Origin of the sequence: Bacillus cereus group sp. MYBK30-2, assembly GCF_051915945.1 — a bacterium.
Taxonomy (GTDB): domain Bacteria; phylum Bacillota; class Bacilli; order Bacillales; family Bacillaceae_G; genus Bacillus_A; species Bacillus_A paramycoides.
Genome location: NZ_JBQAFR010000014.1, coordinates 1 through 23,738 on the forward strand (window position 1 = coordinate 1; position 23,738 = coordinate 23,738).

Here is a 23,738-nt window from a genome sequence, read left to right on the forward strand (position 1 = left end):
ACCGTAGGAACTACGGGGATAGCCTACTGAATTAGAAACTGTTAGGTTTCTGTACTTAGGAATCTCCCACTTCAAACAGTCCGTAAGGATGTTAAGTGGTGAGTAGTTCAATGAAAATCACTTCTTCAATAAACGAGTGCTTATATTAAACATACCAAATTGATTTACTTCCGCTAACGATAATTATGTAAATGAGCTGTCCATATGGGCAGCTTATTATATTTTTGGCTTAGCATGTTTTTTTCCATAATGCTGGCGGTACCGCATCCCCATCAATCTAAAAAAAATAAAATACCCACTAAAATGAAAAAACGCCATCCTTTCTATGAGTTATGGTATAAATTCCTCTTAGGTTGATAGTAATGTATGATGACACCAAAAAGCCAGGCTGCTTTTAATCAACCTGGCTTTTTAAATAAGGAGATCACACGATACCATTCTGGGGAAATTATACATTAAGGAACATGAAACCTTGTTATTACTGCATCCAAAAACATATTTATGTGTTCTATAAGTTAAAATTAGATGATTAACAGGACATTAAGTTGCAATTTCACTCTCTATTTTGTCTAAAGATTATGGCAGTACCAAGAAATGCGGAAGCCGGTACGAAAATATCCCCCCCTTCTGTTTCAACAACTGGGAACCCATTTCCTTCGATATATTTACGTGTAGCTAAGATATCACGCACTGTAACAGTATATCCGACAAACCCTGGCAAAGGCGGTACCACTTCACCTGGAAAAATATCGGTCAATCGGGACTCAGGAACAATTGTTATGTGAGCACGATTAAGATCAAAAATGCGTGTCATACCCTTCGTTTGTGCATCACGACCTAGATAGCGCCGATAGCGTTTGATGAAATCATTAAGCTTAGAGTCAGTAACGCAAAGAATTACTTCCACTAACTCAATCGCTCCATTCGGATGATTCATATGAGATTGTGCCTTCAAAACCTCCAACGGCGGATTTTCAGCGATGGCTAGTCGACCTTCCGGCACATCTTCGCCATCAATTTCTATATAGTTAAAAGAGACCACTTGCATTCCAGTTACGGTCTCTATAGGACGTTGAACGCTATTAACACCGCTATGAACACTATCCTGATCGAATTGAGCTGCATATGCCTTTGCATCAGGTGTACAAAAGCATAAGATATGTGTTCCTTCGAAACGTGATAGAGACCTAGAAATGGTAGCAACAGTGCGTTTGATATTTTCAAGAATTCGAGGAAGTAAAGTCGGGGGAGCCTGAATGGGCACAAGGATGGCATCGCGAGGAATTCGTTCTTCGTCTTCCACTACAGTAACGATTTCGATAAAATTATGGAGAAATGTGGCATGTGTATTTGCTGCACCAAATGGCTTAGGTACCGCGCCTTCTTTTTCGGCCATTGTCGGATAGGGCTGGAGGAGGACATACGAAGCCTATCTTTCGGTATAGCTTTAGTGCAATATCTATATTTGTTACGACATGGCCTATATGATGAATATGCTTAATCTTATCGTTCACAGTACTCACTCCTTATTCTTACGTTTAGAATTTATTTTTTCGTTGATATTCACAGAAGATTAAAAGCGCTAGTTCTTGCAAATTAAGGTTCTTGGAGAGTGTACGCTCCAAGAACTCATCAATACCAGCACGTGTCGTACTTATTGTTCGATTCGATTGCGATTTAATGTACGGTTTGGTTTAATACTATGTTTCATGTCTTCTAAAAGATTTGGCAGTTATAAATACTACAGCCTATTTAAGATAATAAGATACGATGCATTGTTTTTTAGAGTATTATCGTTGCTATTTTAAATCACAGAAATACTCTTTATAATCTTTTGTAGTAATAAAGCTCATTTTTATCGATTTGGGGACAACCCGTTTTGTTGGTTCTATCTCTATAAAAAAGATAATGTTATTGGTTATAAAAAGGGGAGACTAAAAGCTATGTTTGGTTGGAAGGAAGATAAAAAAATGAATGAAAAGATTATTTCAATCATTACCACATATCAAAAACTTGGCGACTTTATGGGTAGTGCAAATGAAGATACGATTCAACAAGCAGCACAGATTCTAAATATTTCATTCCCAAGTAGTTATCATTGGTTTTTAAAACAGTATGGAAGTGGCGGTCTTGACGGGATCGAGATACACGGATGTGAAAGTACGGCAGTAGATTCATCCGTAGTCTATCATACAAAATTGTACAGAGAAACGTATGACTTACCATTACATTATATTGTTTTAAATGATATTGATGGCACCGTAACATGCCTAGATATAAGTCAAATGAAGAATGGTGAGTGCCCTGTTATTTTTTGGAGCCGTTTTTCAAAGGAACTGTATGCAGTTACTTACGGTAATTTCAGAGATTATCTTTTAGATTCTTTGCAAGAAACTGTAGATAATCTCTATAATGAGGATTAATTGTTATAGCATACTGTTCCATTAAAAAAATGTATTAGACTGAACTTTATTGATACCATCATATTCTTTTTCCTTTCTTCATCTTAACTCATAAAAGAAAGATTTAGATTCACCCTTATATGTCATGAATGGTGATGAGCTGCATTAAAATATTGCATTAGACAAAATAGAGAATATATGATTTTTATACAGAAAATATAGATAATCCAGAGAAATCATTCTTAATAAAAAAGGCATGTATACATTTTTGTATAAAGCTTTCAAAAGAGAAAAGGCTTAATCCATGTAAAAAGTGGTGATAGACCCTTTGTTTACTACGTATAATAGAACGTTATGCTAACTTGGCATGAATATGATATACAAAAAGAAAACTCATCATTACTCTTATCTTCATAATAGTATAATTATCTAAAATTAGTTTTTGTTGGTAAAAATATAGGTTTGACAAGAAAGGAATGAATAGTCGCTATGAGTAAAAATAGAGTATGGTTTGTAACTGGAGCCTCAAAAGGTTTGGGACTTGTATTGGTAAAACAATTATTAAAGAATGGCAACCAAGTTGCTGCAACTTCAAGAACATTAAATGATTTAATAAAGGTAGTTAATGATGATACAAAACGATTTCTACCATTGTCGGTTGACTTGACTAATGAGGCCAGCGTACAACAAGCAATTGAGAAAACCATTGAAACTTTTGGTAAGATTGATGTCGTTGTAAATAATGCTGGTTACGGTTTAGGTGGGAGTCTCGAGGAACTAACAGACGAAGAAATCCGTCAAAACTTTGATGTGAATGTATTTGGTACATTGAATGTAATTAGGAAAACAATGCCTTATTTAAGGAAACAAAAATCAGGGCATATTTTTAATATAGCTTCACTTGCAGGATACGTGGGCAGTATGGGTTTTGGTAGCTACAGTGCTACAAAGTTTGCAGTGGTTGGTTTATCTGAGTCTCTGGCAGAGGAAGCAAAGCTATTTGGCATTAAAGTTACAATGGTAGCACCTGGCTATTTTAGAACCAATTTCTTAAGTAGTGGTTCCGTTATGTATAGTAAAGAACAAATTGAGGATTATAAAGCAGTCCATGAGGTAAAGGATTTTCTTGATAATGTTATGGATGGGAAACAAGAAGGTAATCCCGAAAAAGCTGCTTTAGCTATGATACGCACAGCGGCAGAAACAGATCCTCCCGTTCATTTATTGCTAGGTTCGGATGCTTATCATGTGGCTTCGGAAAAAGTAGTTACCTTACAAAAAGAGTTTGATAAATGGAAGGACATAACCTGTTCAACAGACTTTGATAAATCATGATAAAAATATTATTAAACTAATAAAAATCGTATGTTCAGTAAACATTTCTGTTTATTTACTTGATATAGGTACATTAAAGTAAAAGAACCTATTTTGATGATTAAAATAGGCTCTTTCATTTTGAATTTTTATTAAGGCTACTTATATGACATTGGTAAAATTTAAATCTTTTTATAGGATTACTTTTTACTGTTATTATCTATGATTAAAGGTCCCTTCTTCCGCATTGTAAAATAAATAGGGAGACCAATTAAGGTTAAACCTATTCCTGACAGTGCTAGAAGTGTTTGAGTAAATAATGTATTAATAACGATGAATAGCCCACCGATAATGGCGATTATTGGTATTATCGGATATAGTGGAACTTTATAAGGTCGTACAAGTTCTGGCTCTCTTTTTCGTAAAATAAAGACAGCAAGGAATGTCATTGTGTAGAATATCCATATTACAAAGACTAGCATATCTGTTAAAGTATTAAATCCACCAATGACCATCATGATAATAGATACAAATAACATAAATAAACCGGAGTTATAAGGGACTTTGCTATGTTTAGTTAATGTAGCAAACCATTTGCTAAATGGCAATTTATTTTCAACTGCCATAGCGTATGGAATTCTCATTCCAGTCATAATGTAACCATTGATTGTTCCAAATACGGAAATTAAAATACCGATTGTAACTAATTTACCACCCATTGCGCCAAAAATAATTGTTGCTACCTCAGAAGCAGGAGTATCAGTTGCTGCAAGTGATGTTGCGGACATGACCATAAGAAACGCAATGTTTATAAGTAAGTATATAACCATAACAGCTGATAACCCTAATACAATTGCTTTTGGTAAGTCTGTTTTAGGGTTTTTCATTTCTCCAGCGATATTTCCTACATGAATCCAGCCATCATATGCAAACATTGTTGCAAGTAAACCAGATCCAAGTGCAGATATTAACGATTTGTCTGGTCCAGCTTCAATAGGTAAGAGTTGAAAAGTAACATCGCCTTTGTGTAGTAATCCAAAAATGATAATAAGAGCTAGTGGAAGTAACTTACATATAGTAGATGCCATTTGGATTCCACCGGCGGCTTTTGCTCCTAAGAAATTCATAAGAGTTACAAATGTTGCAGTCGCTACAGAAATTCCGATAATCAACATTTTGTGTTCACTAATGTCTAAACCAAATAAACTAACTGTTTGTGTTCCGAAGATGATCGCAAGTGCTGCTATATTAGCAGGAAAGTAGATTACAGTTTGTGCCCATCCAAGTAGGAAAGCTGTTAAGTTTCCATAAGTACGCTTTAAATATGCCATCATTCCACCTGTTTCAGGGATGGCTGCAGATAGTTCAGCAGCGGTCAGACCCGCACATACTGTTAATACCCCACCAATGATCCAGGCAAGTAAGCCTAAACTGGCTGTACCAGTTACCCCATAAAGTGCTGTAGGTTTAAAAAATACCCCGGCTCCAATAACAGTACCAATAACAGTGGTTAGTGCTGCAAAGAAACCAATATCCTTTTTTAGTTGTTGCTGTGACATTATAATCACTCCTAGTTGAAAGAATGTATACTTATTTACAAATTTAACATTATTACATGTGAAATGTTTCACAAACGAAGAATATCATAAGGGGATCCTAGATTCAATTTTATTTGTTACATAAAAATAGAATTTTGAATAAAAAAGTCTACTTTGTGAACTTTTTCACAAATAGATTGACTCATGATTTTGAGTGGTGTTATCTTGTAGGTGCAACAGCAAGACGCAAAACGAATTATATTGCCATAACATTTTTATTGGTTTTTGCTACTTTAATGTTTATCAAATCATAGACAATATAATTTATATCTGAATCTAATAAAGGATGTGTTGTTATGAAAATTGGTGTAGTGAAAGAGATAAAAAAAGGAGAAGCTCGTGTAGGGATGACTCCAGAAAATGTTCAAAGATTAGTTGCAGATGGAAATGAAGTTTTAGTACAAAAAGATGCCGGATTAGGATCTGGTTATACAAATGATGAATATAAAAACGCTGGTGCAAGTATCGTGACGCAAGGAGAAGCATGGAATGTTGATATGGTAGTCAAGGTGAAAGAACCACTACCTGCAGAATATCATTACTTTAAAAAGGATCTTATTGTATGGGGATTCTTACATCTGGCCGCTTCTAAAGAGTGTGTAGAGGCAATGAGAAATGCTGGCACAACTGCAATTGCAGGGGAGACGATTAGTGAAGATGGAAATCTAGCATTATTAAAACCTATGAGCGCAATTGCTGGTAGACGTGCCGTATTTATGGGTGCTTATTACTTAGAAAAGCAACATCAAGGAGAAGGTATTTTATTATCTGGAATTGAGGGAATCCCCGCCGGAAATGTTGTGATTCTGGGTGGAGGAAATGCTGCAATTAACGCTTGTGATATGGCAATTGGAATTGGTTGTAAAGTTACAATATTAGAAATAAATCAAGAAAGAATTTCTCATTTAAGAGAGAAATATACGAAAGAAAATGTTGAAATCATTGAATCAAACACTGAAAACTTGGAGCGAATGATTCAGGAAGCCGATTTATTTATTTCAACAATTTTAATTCCAGGATCTAGACCTCCAAAAATCGTGAAAGAGTACATGGTTCAATCTATGAAACCTGGAAGTGTTATTGTAGATATCGCAATAGATCAAGGTGGAACAGTTGAAACAATTGATAAGTATACAACACATGATGATCCCGTATTCATTAAACATGACGTAATACACTATGCAGTGCCAAATATGCCTGGTGCCACCCCACGTACCGCTACAATCGCGTTAGCGAATGGAAATATTGAATATTTACTAGCAATCGCTAAAGAAGGATTAGAATCCGCTATGCAGCATAAAGCATCATTAGCATCCGGGGTAAATATCTATAAAGGGGTCATTACTTACGAAAATTTAGGAATCACGCTAGGGTTAGATTATAAACAATTGAAAGAAGTGTTAGTATGATAACTAAAAAAATACCATTAGATATTGCTGACATCAAAAAAGCCCAAAAGGTTCTTGATAAAAATGCTAGAAAAACGCCATTAGTTAAATCTTTCTATTTGACTAGTAAAACAGGTGGAGAAATTTATTTGAAATTAGAAAATATGCAATTAACGGGTTCTTTTAAATTCCGTGGTGCCTTTAATAAAATGTCACATTTGACAGATCAAGAAAAAGAACGAGGTGTTATTGCTTGTTCGGCAGGAAACCATGCACAAGGTGTTGCTTTATCCGCTCATTTACTTGGAATTAAGAGTAAAATTGTTATGCCAGTTTCTGCACCTCAAGCGAAAGTAGAGGCAACTAGAGGGTATGGATCAGAAGTTATTTTATATGGTGAAACTTTTGATGATGCCAAAGCGAAGTGTGAGGAAATTATACAAGAAACAGGAGAGACATACTTACATCCATATGATGATGTAGAAGTAATGGCTGGACAAGGAACAATTGGTTTAGATATTCTTGATGATTTGTGGGATGTTGATACTATAATTGTACCTATTGGTGGAGGAGGAATTATTTCTGGAATTGCTGTTGCATTAAAATCTTTTAATCCATCAATTAATGTGATAGGTGTTCAAGCGGATAATGTTCATGGAATGAAAGCCTCTTATGATAATGGAGGAATCGTGGAGCATTATCATGCACCGACCATAGCGGATGGCTGTGCAGTTAAAATGCCAGGCAGCTTAACTTTCGAAGTTGTTAAGGAACTAGTAGATGATATTGTAACAGTATCGGAAGAAGAGCTAGAAGTGGCGATGAAAGATTTATTACAACGCGGGAAAGCTGTTGTAGAAGGGGCTGGAGCATTAGCTACCGCTGCGCTTCTTTCAGGAAAAGTTGATAAATATACAAAAGGAAAAAAAGTAGTTGCCGTTATATCCGGTGGAAATGTGGACTTGCAACGTATATCAAATGTATGTGAACACTTTTTTGTGGCTAATGAAGTGAAATAATGATTGAAGAATTGTAAAAATAAATCGATTTTACCAAGAAGGAGCTAAGGGCAAACATCTTAGCTCTTTTTTGGTAAAGGGGGATGGAATCTATGGGCAATCTGTTAAACAGGAATTGGTAACGCGGTTATTAAGAGAAAGTGAAGAGAGAAATTAGTATTAAAGAATTTAACCGCACTTCCCGAAAGAATTCTTCTTCTTCATCTGAAATTGTATCTATAAAACGAAAATAACGTTATTTTTTTGTAGAAATATACAGGAAGAATAGCGTTTTTTCGTTTGTTGGGTGATTTTTTTTCTTAAGTTGATGGCAATGTGTGGTAGTACCCCATACCCGAAATCGTTTCCGCGCCCTATATAGGATGTTGAACACAATGGGCTAATTCATTAAGATGAGCGAATTTCTTGTTCCAGACATTCACTAGTATGTTATACGCTTTTTCAGGCAGCGCGTTCAGTTTTAGATGTCCATTGTAGAAGAGGCTGTTGGTAATGTGATAGCATCCAGCCTAAAATTTTTCCAACGAAATAGGCAGCGGCTAGTGTACCAATTCCGATTGAGCCTAATGATTGAATGAAAATTATACATATTCCGCCAGCAATACAAACATTAATTACATCACTTGATATTTTCGCTTTACTAAATTTTAAATTGAATTTTTCATGAATTGTATACGTTAATGCATCGTATGGCATTAATGGAAGTTTCGCTGTGAAATATCCCATTAAACCAGCAGATATAACGAAAAAGCTAACAATTAAAAATATAGTTCGAGAAAAAATTGTTTCAGGAGTAGGAAACATTTGTACTATGAAAAGCGTTATATTCATGAAGCCCCCAAATAAAAACGAAATAATTAATTGAACTACAAATTCATTTAACTCAATTCGTTTATTTAATATTACTTGGATAACAATAAATAACACATTGGCAAGCACTGTTGTGAAACCAAGTGATAAGCTAGTCGTTAGCTTCATTGCGTATGCTAGTGATGACACAGGCGATACACCAAATCCTGCTCGAATCGAGAGACTAACGCCAAACGACAAAAGAAATAAGCCAAGCACGTATAAGATGATTCGCCTCATTGTTTTACTCATATGATTTATAATATCCTTCGCTTTCTATAAATAGTATACGAGTAAGTATAGCAGTGAATTAGAGATATTAATAATATATATATGATAAACTGATCATATCAAAAAACATATAATGGGGGTGTGAAATGGATATTCGACAATTACATTACTTTAGAGAAATTGTTAGACAGGGAAGTATTACTAAAGCAGCAGAGGTTCTCCATATAGCACAGCCACCTCTTAGCCAAATGCTAGCGAAGCTTGAAAATGATCTTGGTACAACTTTGATTCATCGATACCGAAAAAAATGGGAACTAACGGAAACTGGTGAACTATTGTATCAATATGCCGAGAAAATGTTAATACAAATGCAAGAGGTAAAGCAGCGAATTCAAGAGATTGAACAAGGTATAGCAGGAATAATAAGCATTGGTGTGTCATCTCCATGTTCGAATATGCTCCTTGACTATGTCAGTATGTTTAGAACACAATATCCTAAAATTAAAATCAATATAGTAACAGGAAACTCAGAAGTCCTATTAAAAAAACTGGAACGCCGAGAACTTGATATTGCATTACTCTTACGTCCGGACAATAGTGAACACTATCATGTGAAAATATTAAATAAACAGCCGTTCGTCGTAATTATTCCAACTAGATGGCTATCATTTTTTTCATCACAGGATATGACGTTGGAACAAATAGCTTCATTCCCTTTTATTATGTTAGGGGCAATGGAAGGGCATTTTTTATATGAAAGTATATTGGAAACATTTAATGAACATAATCTGAAGCCGAATATCATTATGGAGTGTAAAGATGTCACAATGGTAGTAGCACTTGTAAGCAGAGGACTAGGCATATCTATCATCCCAAGAATGGATTATACGTCGCATTTTTTGGAAAATACAACACTTTTTGAACTTAAACAATTTGATTTTAGTGTCGAGCCGGTTTTTATAAGGTTAAAAGATAAACCACTCTCAAAGGCGGCCATTCAATTTTGGGAGATTGTTGATTAGATGAAGTGAACATACTATATCAATCAGGAATTTAATAATAAGGGGCATATACTTACAAGGACCGTTTCTAGAATGGGCTACTGCTCTTGGTATCATTATCCGTTATATGGTATTCTTCTTTATTAGATCCATTTTAGCTGGTGTTTTTGAACCAGAAATCGATAACAAGGAAGAATTAAGACAAAAATTAAAAGATAGATTATCTTATACCCTTATTTTCTCTTTTGCTGCTGTAGCAAGCACTACATATCATAATCAATTAGCTCAAGACATTGCTGGATGGATGTTAGTATGTCTAAAATACATTTTGCTTTTTACTATTTTGTTGGGGATTCAATATTTTATTACTATATTAGCATGGAATAAATCTAATAAAATTCAATAAGTATAGACAAAAAGGCTTATCTTTTAGCACTTAATGATAAGCTTTTTTATTATTTTCATCATCTCTTTTTCGTTTTTGGGGGTATTTTGTTTTGTTAGCTTAATAGCGATAGGGTACTGACGGCAAAAATCGGATATTATATGTTAGGACATTTTTAGAGAGTATAAAGAAAAGACACCATAAGGTGCCTTCCTCCGACTTGAACCATCTTAATTTTAATAATATGTATTGGACTCCCATCCGTATATTATTTTACCATGTTAAGTAATATTAGTCATTGAGAAATATGAATCAAATCTATATTTTATTCCAAAAATAGGAGGTATTAATTGAAATATATTATTTTTATAGGGGTACCGCCACATCGCCATCAAGTTAAGGTTTTGAAGTACCCCCTAAATGAAAATTTTCTTTCTCTACAGTTAGTTATTTTGAGAAATCAGCTCATTTTTTGTTTTTGGGGTGTTTACTTTTCTTAAGTTGATGGGCATGTGGTGCTACCCCATGACCATCAAGCTAAGAAAACAGGTCAACCCCAAAACGAAAAAATATGCTTTTTTGTTATAAGTTAACACAAAATTTCGTTCTGGGGGTACTATAAAATTTTAGCTTGATAGCGATGTGGTTCTACCCCTTATAAATGTTACAAAAATCTTTCAAATAGCTCTAACTTGCACAATGCTTCCCGTTAATATAATACGCTGATTCTGTGAAAACCGTAAATACAACCTCTACTTCTGGAAGTCCAAAATCCATTACATATGTAGTAATGGCCTTGGCAAATCGATCACGAATTTCCTGTCCACGCTCGAACCATTTCACTTCAATAAGAGGAAACGCTTCTATTTCTTCTCCATTGAATACAAACGTAGAACTTGGTAGTTCCAACGTAAAATTATCCGTACCACACTCACAAATCTCTGCGAGCTCTTCTACTAATGGCTTGCTTATACGTTTTAATTGTTCAGTAGTAATTCCACGAAACACAACATGCGGCATGTGAATCCCTCCGTTAGATAGCTTTATATTTGCTCACATCATAGCACAATTTATTTTGCTGCACTAGAATCTATTGGTACATTTCAATGACATTCTTAAGAATGATCATATGTTATTGAAGCAATACATGTATTGTAACTATTTAAAACATTTGAGAGCTCGGTAATTGGGTAAATAAAAAATGCCGTATCATTCTTCCTGTAAGGAGGCATGAGGGGGGCCTCTATTAGGAAAGGGATGGTGCGCTTATATATTTTAAAAAGAAAAGACACCCTAAGGTGCCTTCCTCCGACTTGATAACCACTTTAATTTTAATAACATTGGATTCCCATCCGAATACTATTTTACCACGTTAAGTAATGTTGGTCATTGAGAAAGTCAAATACGTAGTGTTCATATATAGTGACCCCTAGGAGCATGCAAGATTTAATACAGTTTTTTGGTTGATCCAACAACAATCGAGAAACCTAAAACCGCACCAGAATAGGAATGTATAAAAAAATGCATAGGTCCATAGAACGAAAAAAGGAGGTTCCCTTGAGAGAGTAGGGTTCCTCCTTTTCCTTGCTACCGATAATGAGACGTTATGTTAACCTGACATGAATGGAATATACATCTAATTTTTACAACAAATCAATTATTCTAAATGATATAATAAAGAAAAAAATCAAGGTGGTTCAGAATAATGAGAATTTACTTAACCCGACATGGACAAACAGAATGGAATATAGAAAATAGAATGCAAGGTTGGAAAGATTCAGCATTAACTCCCGAAGGAATAAACAATGCTATTTCTTTAGGAAATTCACTAAAAAACATAGAATTTAATGCAATCTATACAAGTACAAGTAACAGAGCTGTAAATACAGCAAAATTACTTAGTAAACAAAACGATACTAGTTTGATATTAAATCCAGATTTAAGAGAAATCAATATGGGGGCTTGGGAAGGGAAAACACATGAAGAAATAAAAAAAGCTTACCCAGCACAGTACAAAAATTTTTGGGAAAATCCAATGTACTATGAACCAATTGGAGGAGAAACGCTTAAACAATTTGTAGACCGAGTTGTTTCAGTATTTAATACCATTATCTCAACTCATCAAGAAGGAAATATTTTAATTGTTACCCATGCAATTTTTTTAAAAACATTGCTTATGCATGTTAAAGCGGAATCTATTACAAATTTATGGGATCCTCCCTTCATACATGGTACTAGTTTAACTATTTTAGAAATTAAAGATGAAGGTTACACAATACAACTAGAAGGAGATACTACGCATCTTAATACACCTGTAACACTTTAAGGATATTAAATACTTTTATTTATTATCCTTTTCATGCTAAACAATTTAAAAAATGATTAAAATGGCTAGAAAACTCTTAACGTGTTTTTTTTATGTTGGCAATACCCCGATTATAAGTTTAATTGACTTCCGCTAACGAAAATTATGTAAATAAGCTGTCCATATGGGCAGCTTATTGTATGTTTTTGCTTAGCGTGGTTTTTTTCCGAAATGCTAGCGGTACCCCATGGCTATCAAGTTAAGAAACTCATCGTTCTCCAAAACGAAAAAAATGCACTGGATTCTCATAGACAACTGTGGTGAGATAAAGTTTTTGTTTTGGGGGTACTTCAAAATCTTTGCTTGATGGTAATGGGGGCATCTCAAAATCTTGTCCTGAAAAACTGGACTTTATTCTTTCCAGGTATTAATGAGTAAAAGGAAATTCGTACTAAAATGGGGAATAATATATTACTATCTATGAATAAGGGGGATTATTTTGAGCAATCGAGCTTTAAACCTTACTAAAGCAATTCATAACATAATAGATGAACAATTTTCTGGAGCTATTTACATCAAGGATAACACTGAAGTCTTATTTGAATCAGCATTTGGTTATGCGAACAGGGCGGATAAAAAATTGAATACTGTTCATACACGTTTTGGAATTGCATCTGGCTGTAAGTTGTTTACAGCTGTTGCTATTTGCCAACTCGTTGAAAAGGGTTTACTATCATTTGAAACTCGTCTTGAAAATTGTTTGAACATAAAATTTCCGCATTTTAACAAAGGCGTAACAATTCATCACCTTTTGACCCACAGTTCTGGAATACCGGACTATTTTGATGAACAAGTAATGGATGACTTTGAAGACCTTTGGAAACAAATACCTATGTATCTCTTGAATGACGCAAAAGATTTTCTTCCTTTATTTCAAAGTGGGGAGATGATGTTCCAACCTGGAGAAAAATTCCACTACAATAATGCTGGATTTATTGTTTTAGGTTTAATTGTGGAACAACAATCAGGACTTTCTTTTACCGACTATATTGAAACAAATCTCTTCCAACGATGTGGAATGAATGCCTCAGGATATTTTCCTTTAGATCGACTCCCTAAAAGCACTGCCTATGGGTACATAGATAATAAAGATGAAACATGGAGAACAAATACCTACTCGATTCCAATAAAAGGTGGAGCTGATGGGGGGGCTTTTATTACACCATCAGATATGATCAAATTTTGGGAAGCATTGTTAAATCATCAGCTTTTAAGTAAAGAATACACAGAAATACTTTTAAATTCGCAAATCCATGTTAAAGATGGGGTAGATTATGGATATGGACTTTGGATCACTAAAAGGGAAAAATCTATAATTAAGTATCATGTAATGGGATATGACCCTGGCGTGAGCTTCCATTCTGCTTTTTATCCTAAATCAGGAATCAAGATAGCGATACCTTCAAACAAAAGTTCAGGATCCTTTGAAGTAATGAAAGGGATTGAAGAAATTTTTGAGATATGATCAAACTTTTTTATAAGGGGTAGCACTACATCGCTATCAAGCTAAGATTTTGCACTATCCATAAAGCAAAAAAGACGTTATCCTTTCTGTAGAATTATAGGAAAGGATGGCGTTTTTTTATGGGTCTTTCGATTCTTAACGAACTTCAACCGATTGCCGAAGAATTACAACGACATATGTCTCCTCATGTTCTAGAACACCTAGCTAAAGAAAAAGGATTCGTTCAGCGAAAGAGTAAATATCAAGCAAAGGAGTTAGTTGCTTTATGTGTATGGCTTAGCCAACAGGTTGCAAGTACATCACTCACACAATTATGTAGCTATCTTGAAGTATCTACGGGTGTTCTTATCAGCCCTGAAGGACTTAACCAACGATTTAATGCTTTCACAGTACAGTTGCTAGAACAAGTTCTAGCTAATCTTCTAACTCAAAGAATTCATTCAACAAAAGAAATAATTCATCAATATACCACGACCTTTAAACACATTCGTATTCTAGATTCTACAACATTTCAGCTTCCAGATAAGTTTTCTTCACATTATCAAGGTTCAGGTGGAAGTAGCCATACGTCAGGAGTCAAAAGTCAATTAGAGTATGACCTATTGAGTGGGAAGTTCCTGCACGTTTATGTAGGAGAAGGAAGAGAAAATGATAAAACCTTTGGTTCAACAAGCCTACAAACCATTCGACCCAAAGACTTGTATATAAGAGATTTAGGCTATTTCGACCTAGATGACTTACAGAAGATCCATGATAAAGGAGCTTATTATGTCTCACGTTTGAAATTAAATTCTCGAATCTATCGTAAGAATGATAAGCCAGAGTATTTTCAAAATGGGACCGTTAAAAAAGGGACACTCTATATTCAGTTAGATATGGAAGAACCCATGAATCAATTGTCCCCTGGTCAAACAATGGAGATTTCAGAGGCATACATTGGACAGTATCAAAAATTACCAGCTCGCGTTATTATTCATCGATTAACAAAAGAACAAACAGAGAAAAGGTTGAAGGAACAAGCCAAAAAAGAAAAGAAGAAAGGCATTACCTACAAAGAACGAAGTAAACGGTTGAGTGGGATCAACGTGTATATTACGAATCTTTCTACAGAAAATGTTCCAACGGAACATATCCATGACTTGTATTCATTACGCTGGCAAATTGAAATTTTGTTCAAAACATGGAAATCTTTCTTTCAAATTAACAAGTGCAAAGAAATCAAGAAAGAACGCTTAGAATGCCATTTATATGGACAACTCATTAGTATTTTACTCTGTTCATCGACGATGTTCAAAATGCGTCAGTTACTCTTGGATAAGAAAAAGAAAGAGTTAAGTGAATACAAATCCATCTATATGATAAAGAATTATTATCTATTGTTTTATGAGGGACTACAGAAGGGCAGCCATGAATTATTAAAAGTTTTACTGCGTTTGTTTTATCTTTTAGAGAAAAACGGAAGAAAATCTCACCGGTACGAAAAGAAAACCGTCTTTGATATCTTAGGTGTTGTGTATGATTATATGTTGTCAAAAAGTTTCAAGGCTGCATAATATTTTTTTAAACGCCTAGTTAATAGGTTTATTTGTTATGCACATCTTTAGTGTAGTCGTAGAAATTTCAAAAAACACATTCACATATACCCTCTTGTTCACCTTAGCTTGATGGGCATGGGGTAGCACCAACAAAACGCGAATTTCGTATGCTAAGCAAATCTCGACATAAAATAAGCGGTTAAAAAGAATATTGTTCAACTAAGTGACATTGCATGAGGAATTAAATGGTAATTCAATAGAGATTTGAATATTATACATTGGAAATAACAACTAACTTTCGGGAGGTGAACCCATATGAATAAATATAGTGTTTTTTCGCTTGCTACTTTAGTAATCTTCATTGTTTTGTTTTATACAATGTTGAGTGGTGTGGCGTTAGGAACATTTGGTAGACCATTTATTATTTCAATGTTTCTGTTCCCATTATTAGGATTTTCTTTGGGACTAAAAGCTAAAAAAGGTTTAGTGAAATGGCTACTAATAATACTTAACATTATTGCAATTTGTATAATCGGGTATATTTCATTACTTGCTTACGGTATTGCTGAAAGCTAATTAAAATAAAAGTGAATAAGTCGTGGTTAATAAAAGAATATGATAAAAAGAAAAATAGGACAATTCAATTAGGCAAAATGGCTCTCGATAACTTAGTTAGAGAAGGAAAAACAGTAACTCTACATTCCATTGCCAACAAAACAAAAGAATTAGATGGAAAAGGTATTCATTATAATACCGTTCGAAGAAATGAAGAATTAAACGCCAATTACACACAACATAGTTCTTCATATAAACAAAAGCAAAGAGAGAAGAAGCCTAAAAAAATAAAAAGGAAGTCGATTCTCTCAATATACAAGAGATTGACTTCCTTTTTATAAAATTTTGCTAGCGTACGAAATTCGCGTTTTGTTGGTGTTACCCCATCGCTATCAAGCTAAGATAAATTTGTATCCATATAAATAAAAAAACGCCATCCTTTCTGTATATTTCTACAAAAAGAATAACGCTTTCTATGAATTATAGGTGTAAATCCATCTTAGGTTGATAGTAATGGATTTTGCCCCCTTTTATTACTAAAGGAAAATATTTAAAATGAAACCATAAATTTCTGCATTTAAAAATTATCACCTCAAACACGGAAATGGGATTTTACTTATAACCAATAGGGGTATTATGGAAAAAACACTAAGAGGAGTATAAGCTTGAAAATTATGGATCAAAAACATTGTTCCTAAATATGGAATAATAGTATGATAGAAGAGAAGCAAAAGAAAAATGGAGGGACCACTATGATTACATTGCAGCAGAAGTTGGAGCAATATACACACATATATACACAGTTGAAGGGAGAACTAAGGTGGAAAACTAGTGATTCTCGGACTGGGATGATGATTGCCGCTTTGTATGCAGGCAGCGATAAGCCATTTGATCTTAGGCGGTTTTTAGAAATTAGTAATTATATTAAGGATCAGGTAGGGATGTTTTCCTATTTAAAATCCTATCACCGCTTTGTGGTTGCAGCAACATTAGATATTCACTTTACATATTACAAAGAAGCGTTTCAACAGTTTCTAGAATTATATGAACGATTGGTCGCTGGTGGCTTTAGCCGGAGTATATTCACTTATTTGGCAGCAGCAGCGCTTTTACCAGAAGACAATGGACAGCATGACACACGTATTCAGCGGTCGCTGCAAGTATATAAACGCATGAAAGAGGATCACTTCTTTCTTACAAGTACAGATGATTACCCACTCGCTGTTTTACTAGCAGGACAATCAGAGAAAGTAGAGACGCTTATGGATCGAGTGGAACGTCTCTACCAGAAGCTGGCGGCAGCTGGTATGTACAAAGGGAATAATCTTCAATTTTTAAGTCATATTCTTTCTCTAAAGAAGGATGTCAGTGAAGATATTTTAGTAGCACGATACACAAACATTTGGAATCTGCTAAAGCAAGAAAAGGTAAAAGTGAAACAGATGCATTATCCGGCTATCGGACTACTAGCGTTGCTTGAGGATGGAGAGAAAGAAATTCATTCTATTCGAGCATTCATTGAAAAATTGCAGGGGGACAAATTATTCCGCTGGCATACGGATGCAAATATTCTTATTGCTATCCAACTGTTCGTAAGTCAGAAAGGTACGGAAAGTCACGCTGCCAACACAGGTTTACAAGCAATGATAGAGGTTCTCATACAGGCGCAGCAGGCGGCTATGCTAGCAGCAATTACCGCTTCCTCTGCAGCAACTTCTGCTAGCAGTAGTTCATAACGTGCAATGTGCTACATGAACGCTATATGTAGGATTTCTCAAAAAGGGTTACATACATCATGATTAACTGGATTATAGTCTACTCGTTTTCGTGATGGGAAATTTGATTCGATTTTACTATATCCGCAAGATCATCGTTTTATTAAAAAGAGAGTTCGTTCAATGTTGGGATTGAAATCTTTTCGTACAGCTAAATCTATTCTTTCAGGAATAGAAGCGATGCATATCATTAAAAAAGGCCAACTTATTTTACGGGACAAGTCTGTCCAAAATGAAATGAAGTTTATTCATCAACTATTCGGAATGGCTGCATATAGATGCAATTTTTGCACCAGAATCCTAAAAATAGTGTACAAGATATTTTAATGAAATTGCGAATTAATGGAAGTAAATGTAAAACGCTAGAATGGTTTACTATAAATAAATTATGGTAAACCATTTGTTTTATATAGTCTATTATAGAAAGTTTAATCTTATTCACCTTTCATTTTAATATATAGTAAGAGAATGAAAGGTGTACCGTTTCAATCCAATGGATATTTTTAACCAATGGGGTGTTTTTTCATATCTATAAACAGTCTGATTAGAAAACCAACAATAAAAACTTAGCGGGAACCCAACAGACATTATATCTGGGTAATATTTCAAACAAAGATTATTTGCAGTTTGAGCTAAAGCATTCTTGTATTTAACTCAAATGTTGGAGGATATTACTGTGAGCCAAAATTTTATTTTACAAAAAGCAATGGATAAGTGGAAACGGATGAGTCAAGATTTTTCTTTTCGACAAACCTACGAACTGAGAAAAAAAGCATTAATGGATGACGCAGATAGGTTTGCTCATGCTCGAAATAAAGTGGGATAACAAGGGAAGATTCAAATGATTAAAGGAATACCTATCGAAACAATTGTAAAAGCCAGTAAAATATTTTTAAATGGATTCGGACCGTCAGTTCTACACAAACTGTAATGTTTATAGGATGAAGTGTTGAAAATTATTTATGTAATAATGAATTTATAAAAGAGAATCAAGACTAAATTAAGCAATTTAAAAAAGCGTAGAAAGGTTTAATTTCTACACTTTTTCTAATTGATAACATATTTATTGCTATTCTAAATTTGTTATATAAGATTTTACAGCTTGCAACAAAAAGTCTTCCTGCCCCATACCAGCATCAATAGCCATTTTAACTACTTTTTGTTTAAATTCATGATCTGCATGAAAAGTTAATGGCTCTACATTACTTTTAAAGTAAATCCCTTCTACATGTGGAAGTATCGAACCGGATTTCATATGAGAATGTAAGTATTTAATCTCTTCTTGAAATTGCAACGGATCTACCTGTAAAACGAATGGTTTAATTTCTAATTTGATGATATCAGGCATAGTAGTTAATCGCATATTTGTAACACCGAGTTCTTTATAAAATAAGTTTATTAAATTGTAAGAGATGGAATGAAATAATTGAGGCTTTTTAAATGTAAAAGATAAATAACCTCGTTTCGTTATGACTGCTTGCTTTTTAAAAGGTTTAAATGAGTAACCAAGTTCTTTATATTTTGATAAAGGAAAGATTTCTTCATCCTCTGTAATAATCTTTCCATCAGTACCATTTATCTCTATTATTCGAGCTGATTTTTCAGTGTGTTGGTGTGTTATTAATTGATATAGATAAATATCGGTGTCATGAATCTTGGTAATAAACGTCTTTCGTTCTTTTGTTGTTGTTTTTTCATAATTAAGCTGAAAAATTTCTAGCTCTTCTTCATCAATGACATATACTTGTTTACCACGCTTTTCTACCATTGTGGCTGGTAACTTTCCAGACTTAATGTATGTAAAGATAGTGGAAGGTGCTACGTTTAGAATTTCTGCTGCTTCTTTTGTACTTAATCCCTTTACTTCCTCTTTATTCATTAACCGTTCAATATCTTCTAAATAGAATATTTTGCTTCCGAATTGCTTCCAATTATCTTTATATACACATTCTAGTAATCCTTCTTTTTCTTTCTTTAAAATGGTTTGAACGGTAACTCCCATTAAATCCGCTGCTTCTTTTGTTGTTACTGTAGGTTTTGTAATAAACAGTAAATCTTGTGTCATGAAAGTATACCTCCTTATTTATTTTCTGTAATTAATAAACTATGTATATATCATATCAGATTCCTAATTATATATAAAATAAGATTTCTATTTTTAAAAATATAAAATTATTATTGTATATTAAAGTCATTCTATAAGTTATTTAAATGTGAAACAAATTTTATCTTTATTTAATACTTAAATGTTTTATAGTATTTAATGAAAATATAATATGTGTACATCTATTTTATAAAAAATTATTAAAAATTATAAGTATAAATAAATAGAGAAGAATGGTACCTTATTACAGAAAGAATATGATTTTTAATTTGTATAATTGATGTAAGTGCTATGTAAATCATAGTATACTTAATAAATATATTAAGATTAAAAATCTATACAAGAAGAGGTGTAGTAGAAGTATGGATGATAAAAATCAAAAAGAATTATTACCTATTACAAACAATCAACAGGAATTTATAGATACATATTTAGAAGATATAAGAGGTATAGGTTCATTTCTGCATAATAATCGTTATATGAATGATGTGGAACAAAAGATGGAGGCAGCAGAAAAAGAAGGTAAGGGAAAATATGATTTTTTAAACGATCTTGAAGTGATTTATCATTTCGTACATTTGCAAAAAGATATGGATGAGAAAAAAAATAGAAAGGAGGATACAAAAAAGGGTTATGTGTCTGAAATCTTATCATTTTGCCAATGTATGGTGCAGCATGCAGAAGAGTTTGAAGTAAATGGGGAAGAGGTACAGCAAAATGATTCCTTATTAAAAACATTGCGGCCTTGGCACATTCGTAAATTTAATTTCTGGTTGAAAAATGTACAAAATGGTCGGAATGGTAATACCTATGCAGTCGCAACACTCGCGAAGAAAACAGTATTAATTCGTTCTTTTTTTAAACACCTTCATGTATTTGGCTATATCGAAAAACCGCTTCATGAAGAACTTCAGCGAGTAAATGTAAATGAACTAGATCGGCCAAATCGTGATTTATCCTATGAGGAAGTCATGAAAATATTAGGTTTTTATAAAGAGAGAGGACATTTAGTAAACTATACAATAATACTTGCATTGGCTAGTACTGGTGCACGTATTCAGGAGTTGTGTACTGCAAGCGTAAAAGATTTGCACTATGACGGGAAGTATTGGTTAAAAGTTAGAGGAAAAGGGGACAAGGTACGTGAACTTTTCGTTTCAGAACATTTATATCAATGTATTTGTGAAATGAGGAGAAGAAGAGGCTTCCAAACGGTATTGGAAAAAGGGGATGAGAGTCCGTTATTTATAAATCAAAGAGGAAATGCTTATAACTCTAAAACACTATCTAATCAGGTAACAGATATGATAAAAAGGACAAACTTAGAGTTCTTACAATACCGTGAAAATCCAGTAACCGCACATACATTTCGACATGCCTTTGCAATTATGGCAGTAGAGCAAGGAAATGCAGATTTATATCATTTAATGCAAACACTTGGCCATGAAAATATTCAAACAACAAAGATCTATTTAGAGAAGCATATGAAGCGTAAAAATAATGTAGGATCCACTTTCGCTGATATGTTGATATAGAATTTATGACGTTAATACCAACAAATAATTATGTGTTTTTTACATAATTATTTGTTGGTATTTTTGGTATATCATACATAAACTTAGGATGATGTGAAAGTTGTGTGAGTAGAAACTGGATGGAAAAACTTACGAAAACAATGGGGAGTCAAGTAGACGTGTTAGATTCGATCTCTATTAATTAAAAATAATGAAGACATGTTTAACAAAGAAAAATCAATATGATTTTAGGAAGTTATCTTGGTTTTTTATTTTAGGTATTAATTTTCGAAAACATTTTTAGGTAATTTAGATAAATATTATTTCTTTAAGGAAAGTGGACTGAATCAATTCAAAAAGAATAGTGTGAAAAATTAAAAGTATGCTAGATTACTAAAATTAGAACGGGTATAATAATTTTAATGGATAATGAAAACGTTTTCGTAAATATTGAAGGGTGTGAACTTATTGAAAAGAGTAATAGCAGTATGTTTGTTATTTGCTTTATTTTCCCCTAATATATATGGAGAAAATAAAGCAAATGCAGCTACAGTGAACAATGGAACTTTAATGCAGTATTTCGAGTGGTACGTGCCAAATGATGGGGAACATTGGAATCGTTTGCGTACTGATGCTGAAAATTTAGCTCATAAAGGAATTACATCTATATGGATACCACCCGCATATAAAGGAACTTCACAAAATGATGTAGGGTATGGAGTGTATGATGTATATGATTTGGGAGAATTCAATCAAAAAGGAACGGTACGGACAAAATATGGGACAAAAGCACAATTAAAATCTGCAATTAAGGCTTTACATAATCAAAATATCGATGTATACGGTGATATTGTTATGAACCATAAAGGTGGGGCAGATTATACTGAGGTTGTAACAGCCGTTGAGGTAGATCGTAATAATCGAAATATTGAAACATCAGATGATTATCAAATAAATGCGTGGACCGGATTTGATTTTCCAGGACGCGGGGATTCCTATTCTAATTTTAAATGGAGATGGTATCATTTTGATGGAACAGATTGGGATGAAGGAAGGAAATTAAATAGAATTTATAAATTTAGAGGCGTAGGTAAAGCTTGGGACTGGGAAGTGTCTAGTGAGAATGGTAACTATGATTATTTAATGTATGCAGATCTTGATTTCGATCATCCTGATGTTGCAAATGAAATGAAAAATTGGGGAACCTGGTATGCGGATGAATTAAATTTAGATGGCTTTCGTTTAGACGCAGTTAAACATATTGATCATGAATATCTCCGCGATTGGGTAAATCATGTTAGAAAGCAAACGGGGAAGGAAATGTTTACAGTAGCTGAATATTGGCAAAATGATATTCGTGCTTTAAACAATTATTTAGGGAAAGTAAATTATAATCAATCTGTGTTCGATGCGCCCCTTCATTATAATTTTCATTATGCTTCAACAGGAAATGGAAATTATGATATGAGGAATATTTTAAAGGGTACGGTAGTAGAAAGTCATCCTACACTAGCTGTTACTCTCGTTGAGAATCATGATTCTCAGCCTGGCCAGTCATTGGAATCTGTTGTGAGTCCTTGGTTTAAGCCGTTGGCCTATGCATTTATTTTAACACGTGCAGAGGGGTATCCTTCTGTTTTTTATGGAGATTACTATGGCACAAATGGAAATAGTAGTTATGAAATTCCAACGTTAAAGGATAAAATTGATCCAATTCTGATGGCACGAAAAAACTTTGCATATGGTACGCAACATGATTATTTAGACCATCCAGATGTGATTGGCTGGACAAGAGAAGGGGATAGTATACATGCTAATTCTGGTTTAGCAACATTAATCTCTGATGGACCAGGAGGATCAAAATGGATGAATGTTGGAAAGAACAATGCAGAGGAAATATGGTACGATATTACGGGCAATCAAACAAATACTGTAACGATTAATAAAGATGGATGGGGGCAGTTCCATGTAAATGGGGGCTCTGTTTCAATATATGTTCAGAAGTAAATTAGATATGGAGACAAAGAAGCAAACTTGAAAATAAGTCAGCTTCTTTGTTTTATTCTGTTCATTTAGAAGTGTATTTTATCATGTATAGTTCTTAAATCAAAAATATAATTACATTCTGGTAAACGCTTCCAAAAACTTCATATTAAACACATATAAATTCCATAAATAGCACATATTCAAATTATATAATTTAATTAAGAAATTATATAATCAATATCTAAACATAAG

The 23,738-nt window shown here is 33.8% G+C and carries 19 protein-coding genes and 2 pseudogenes; 16 read left to right on the plus strand and 5 right to left on the minus strand.

Annotation, left to right across the window (positions count from 1 at the left end; translation table 11 throughout):
- Positions 1–553: 553 nt before the first annotated feature.
- Entirely contained in the window at positions 554–1,321 is a 768-nt protein-coding gene (locus ACTFQM_RS26590) for a VOC family protein (RefSeq protein ID WP_440036964.1), read from the minus strand.
- Here ACTFQM_RS26590 and ACTFQM_RS26595 point away from each other — a divergent pair.
- The 3 genes from ACTFQM_RS26595 (at position 1,257) to ACTFQM_RS26605 (ending at position 3,737) form a co-directional block, all read left to right on the plus strand.
- On the plus strand, positions 1,257–1,406 hold the full coding sequence (locus ACTFQM_RS26595; RefSeq protein ID WP_331457132.1) for a hypothetical protein: 150 nt from the start codon (positions 1,257–1,259) through the stop codon (positions 1,404–1,406). The two genes, ACTFQM_RS26590 and ACTFQM_RS26595, sit on opposite strands and share 65 nt — an antisense overlap.
- A 564-nt stretch (positions 1,407–1,970) precedes the next feature.
- Positions 1,971–2,423, plus strand: coding sequence for an SMI1/KNR4 family protein (locus ACTFQM_RS26600; protein WP_048376745.1), 453 nt, complete (start codon positions 1,971–1,973; stop codon positions 2,421–2,423).
- 468 nt (positions 2,424–2,891) lie between these two features.
- Positions 2,892–3,737, plus strand: coding sequence for an oxidoreductase (locus ACTFQM_RS26605; RefSeq protein WP_098305170.1), 846 nt, complete (start codon positions 2,892–2,894; stop codon positions 3,735–3,737).
- Positions 3,738–3,916: 179 nt separating this feature from the next.
- On the opposite strand, the gene ACTFQM_RS26610 is transcribed toward ACTFQM_RS26605, so the two are convergent.
- Positions 3,917–5,275, minus strand: coding sequence for an APC family permease (locus ACTFQM_RS26610; RefSeq protein WP_440036931.1), 1,359 nt, complete (start codon positions 5,273–5,275; stop codon positions 3,917–3,919).
- 335 nt (positions 5,276–5,610) lie between these two features.
- On the opposite strand from ACTFQM_RS26610, the gene ald reads away from it, so the two are divergent.
- Together ald and tdcB are read left to right on the plus strand one after the other, a co-directional pair.
- Entirely contained in the window at positions 5,611–6,723 is a 1,113-nt protein-coding gene (gene ald / locus ACTFQM_RS26615; RefSeq protein ID WP_440036932.1) for an alanine dehydrogenase, read from the plus strand.
- Positions 6,720–7,721, plus strand: coding sequence for a bifunctional threonine ammonia-lyase/L-serine ammonia-lyase TdcB (gene tdcB / locus ACTFQM_RS26620; protein ID WP_440036933.1), 1,002 nt, complete (start codon positions 6,720–6,722; stop codon positions 7,719–7,721). Before ald ends, tdcB begins: the two co-directional genes overlap by 4 nt.
- A gap of 441 nt (positions 7,722–8,162) precedes the next feature.
- Here the strand turns inward: tdcB and ACTFQM_RS26625 are convergent, their stop codons facing one another.
- Positions 8,163–8,810, minus strand: coding sequence for a YczE/YyaS/YitT family protein (locus ACTFQM_RS26625; protein ID WP_440036966.1), 648 nt, complete (start codon positions 8,808–8,810; stop codon positions 8,163–8,165).
- Positions 8,811–8,947: 137 nt separating this feature from the next.
- On the opposite strand from ACTFQM_RS26625, the gene ACTFQM_RS26630 reads away from it, so the two are divergent.
- Complete coding sequence (locus tag ACTFQM_RS26630) at positions 8,948–9,823, plus strand: LysR family transcriptional regulator (RefSeq protein ID WP_440036935.1); 876 nt, start codon at positions 8,948–8,950, stop codon at positions 9,821–9,823.
- Between the two features lie 16 nt (positions 9,824–9,839).
- Positions 9,840–10,208 (plus strand): hypothetical protein, encoded by a 369-nt coding sequence (locus ACTFQM_RS26635; protein WP_440036968.1) that lies wholly within the window; start codon positions 9,840–9,842, stop codon positions 10,206–10,208.
- Between the two features lie 666 nt (positions 10,209–10,874).
- Here ACTFQM_RS26635 and ACTFQM_RS26640 read toward each other — a convergent pair.
- Positions 10,875–11,207 carry a DUF1904 family protein gene (locus tag ACTFQM_RS26640; protein WP_001120967.1) on the minus strand — a complete coding sequence of 111 codons (333 nt, stop codon included), beginning with the start codon at positions 11,205–11,207 and terminating at the stop codon, positions 10,875–10,877.
- Between the two features lie 685 nt (positions 11,208–11,892).
- Between ACTFQM_RS26640 and ACTFQM_RS26645 the strand changes: the two genes are divergently transcribed.
- The 7 genes and pseudogenes from ACTFQM_RS26645 to ACTFQM_RS26675 form a co-directional block, all read left to right on the plus strand.
- Positions 11,893–12,513: a histidine phosphatase family protein gene (locus ACTFQM_RS26645; RefSeq protein ID WP_440036938.1), complete on the plus strand. Its 621-nt coding sequence runs from the start codon at positions 11,893–11,895 to the stop codon at positions 12,511–12,513.
- Between the two features lie 478 nt (positions 12,514–12,991).
- The gene (locus ACTFQM_RS26650; RefSeq protein ID WP_440036939.1) at positions 12,992–14,017 is read left to right on the plus strand and encodes a serine hydrolase domain-containing protein; all 1,026 of its coding nucleotides are present in this window, start codon (positions 12,992–12,994) and stop codon (positions 14,015–14,017) included.
- A gap of 119 nt (positions 14,018–14,136) precedes the next feature.
- Entirely contained in the window at positions 14,137–15,570 is a 1,434-nt protein-coding gene (locus tag ACTFQM_RS26655; protein WP_440036940.1) for an IS4 family transposase, read from the plus strand.
- A gap of 297 nt (positions 15,571–15,867) precedes the next feature.
- On the plus strand, positions 15,868–16,128 hold the full coding sequence (locus ACTFQM_RS26660) for a hypothetical protein (RefSeq protein WP_440036942.1): 261 nt from the start codon (positions 15,868–15,870) through the stop codon (positions 16,126–16,128).
- A gap of 731 nt (positions 16,129–16,859) precedes the next feature.
- On the plus strand, positions 16,860–17,843 hold the full coding sequence (locus tag ACTFQM_RS26665) for a DUF4003 domain-containing protein (protein ID WP_440036944.1): 984 nt from the start codon (positions 16,860–16,862) through the stop codon (positions 17,841–17,843).
- Positions 17,844–17,969: 126 nt separating this feature from the next.
- Positions 17,970–18,209, plus strand: a pseudogene (locus tag ACTFQM_RS26670) (DDE-type integrase/transposase/recombinase); the annotation flags it as partial.
- Between the two features lie 319 nt (positions 18,210–18,528).
- A pseudogene (locus ACTFQM_RS26675) lies at positions 18,529–18,813 on the plus strand (Rpn family recombination-promoting nuclease/putative transposase); the annotation flags it as partial.
- Between the two features lie 138 nt (positions 18,814–18,951).
- On the opposite strand, the gene ACTFQM_RS26680 reads toward ACTFQM_RS26675, so the two are convergent.
- Complete coding sequence (locus tag ACTFQM_RS26680; protein WP_440036946.1) at positions 18,952–19,947, minus strand: helix-turn-helix domain-containing protein; 996 nt, start codon at positions 19,945–19,947, stop codon at positions 18,952–18,954.
- Positions 19,948–20,348: 401 nt separating this feature from the next.
- Here ACTFQM_RS26680 and ACTFQM_RS26685 point away from each other — a divergent pair, with 401 nt between their 5' ends.
- Together ACTFQM_RS26685 and amyS are read left to right on the plus strand one after the other, a co-directional pair.
- Positions 20,349–21,521: a tyrosine-type recombinase/integrase gene (locus tag ACTFQM_RS26685; protein ID WP_440036948.1), complete on the plus strand. Its 1,173-nt coding sequence runs from the start codon at positions 20,349–20,351 to the stop codon at positions 21,519–21,521.
- Positions 21,522–21,959: 438 nt separating this feature from the next.
- Positions 21,960–23,507 carry an alpha-amylase gene (gene amyS, locus ACTFQM_RS26690; protein WP_400560603.1) on the plus strand — a complete coding sequence of 516 codons (1,548 nt, stop codon included), beginning with the start codon at positions 21,960–21,962 and terminating at the stop codon, positions 23,505–23,507.
- Positions 23,508–23,738 lie beyond the last annotated feature (231 nt).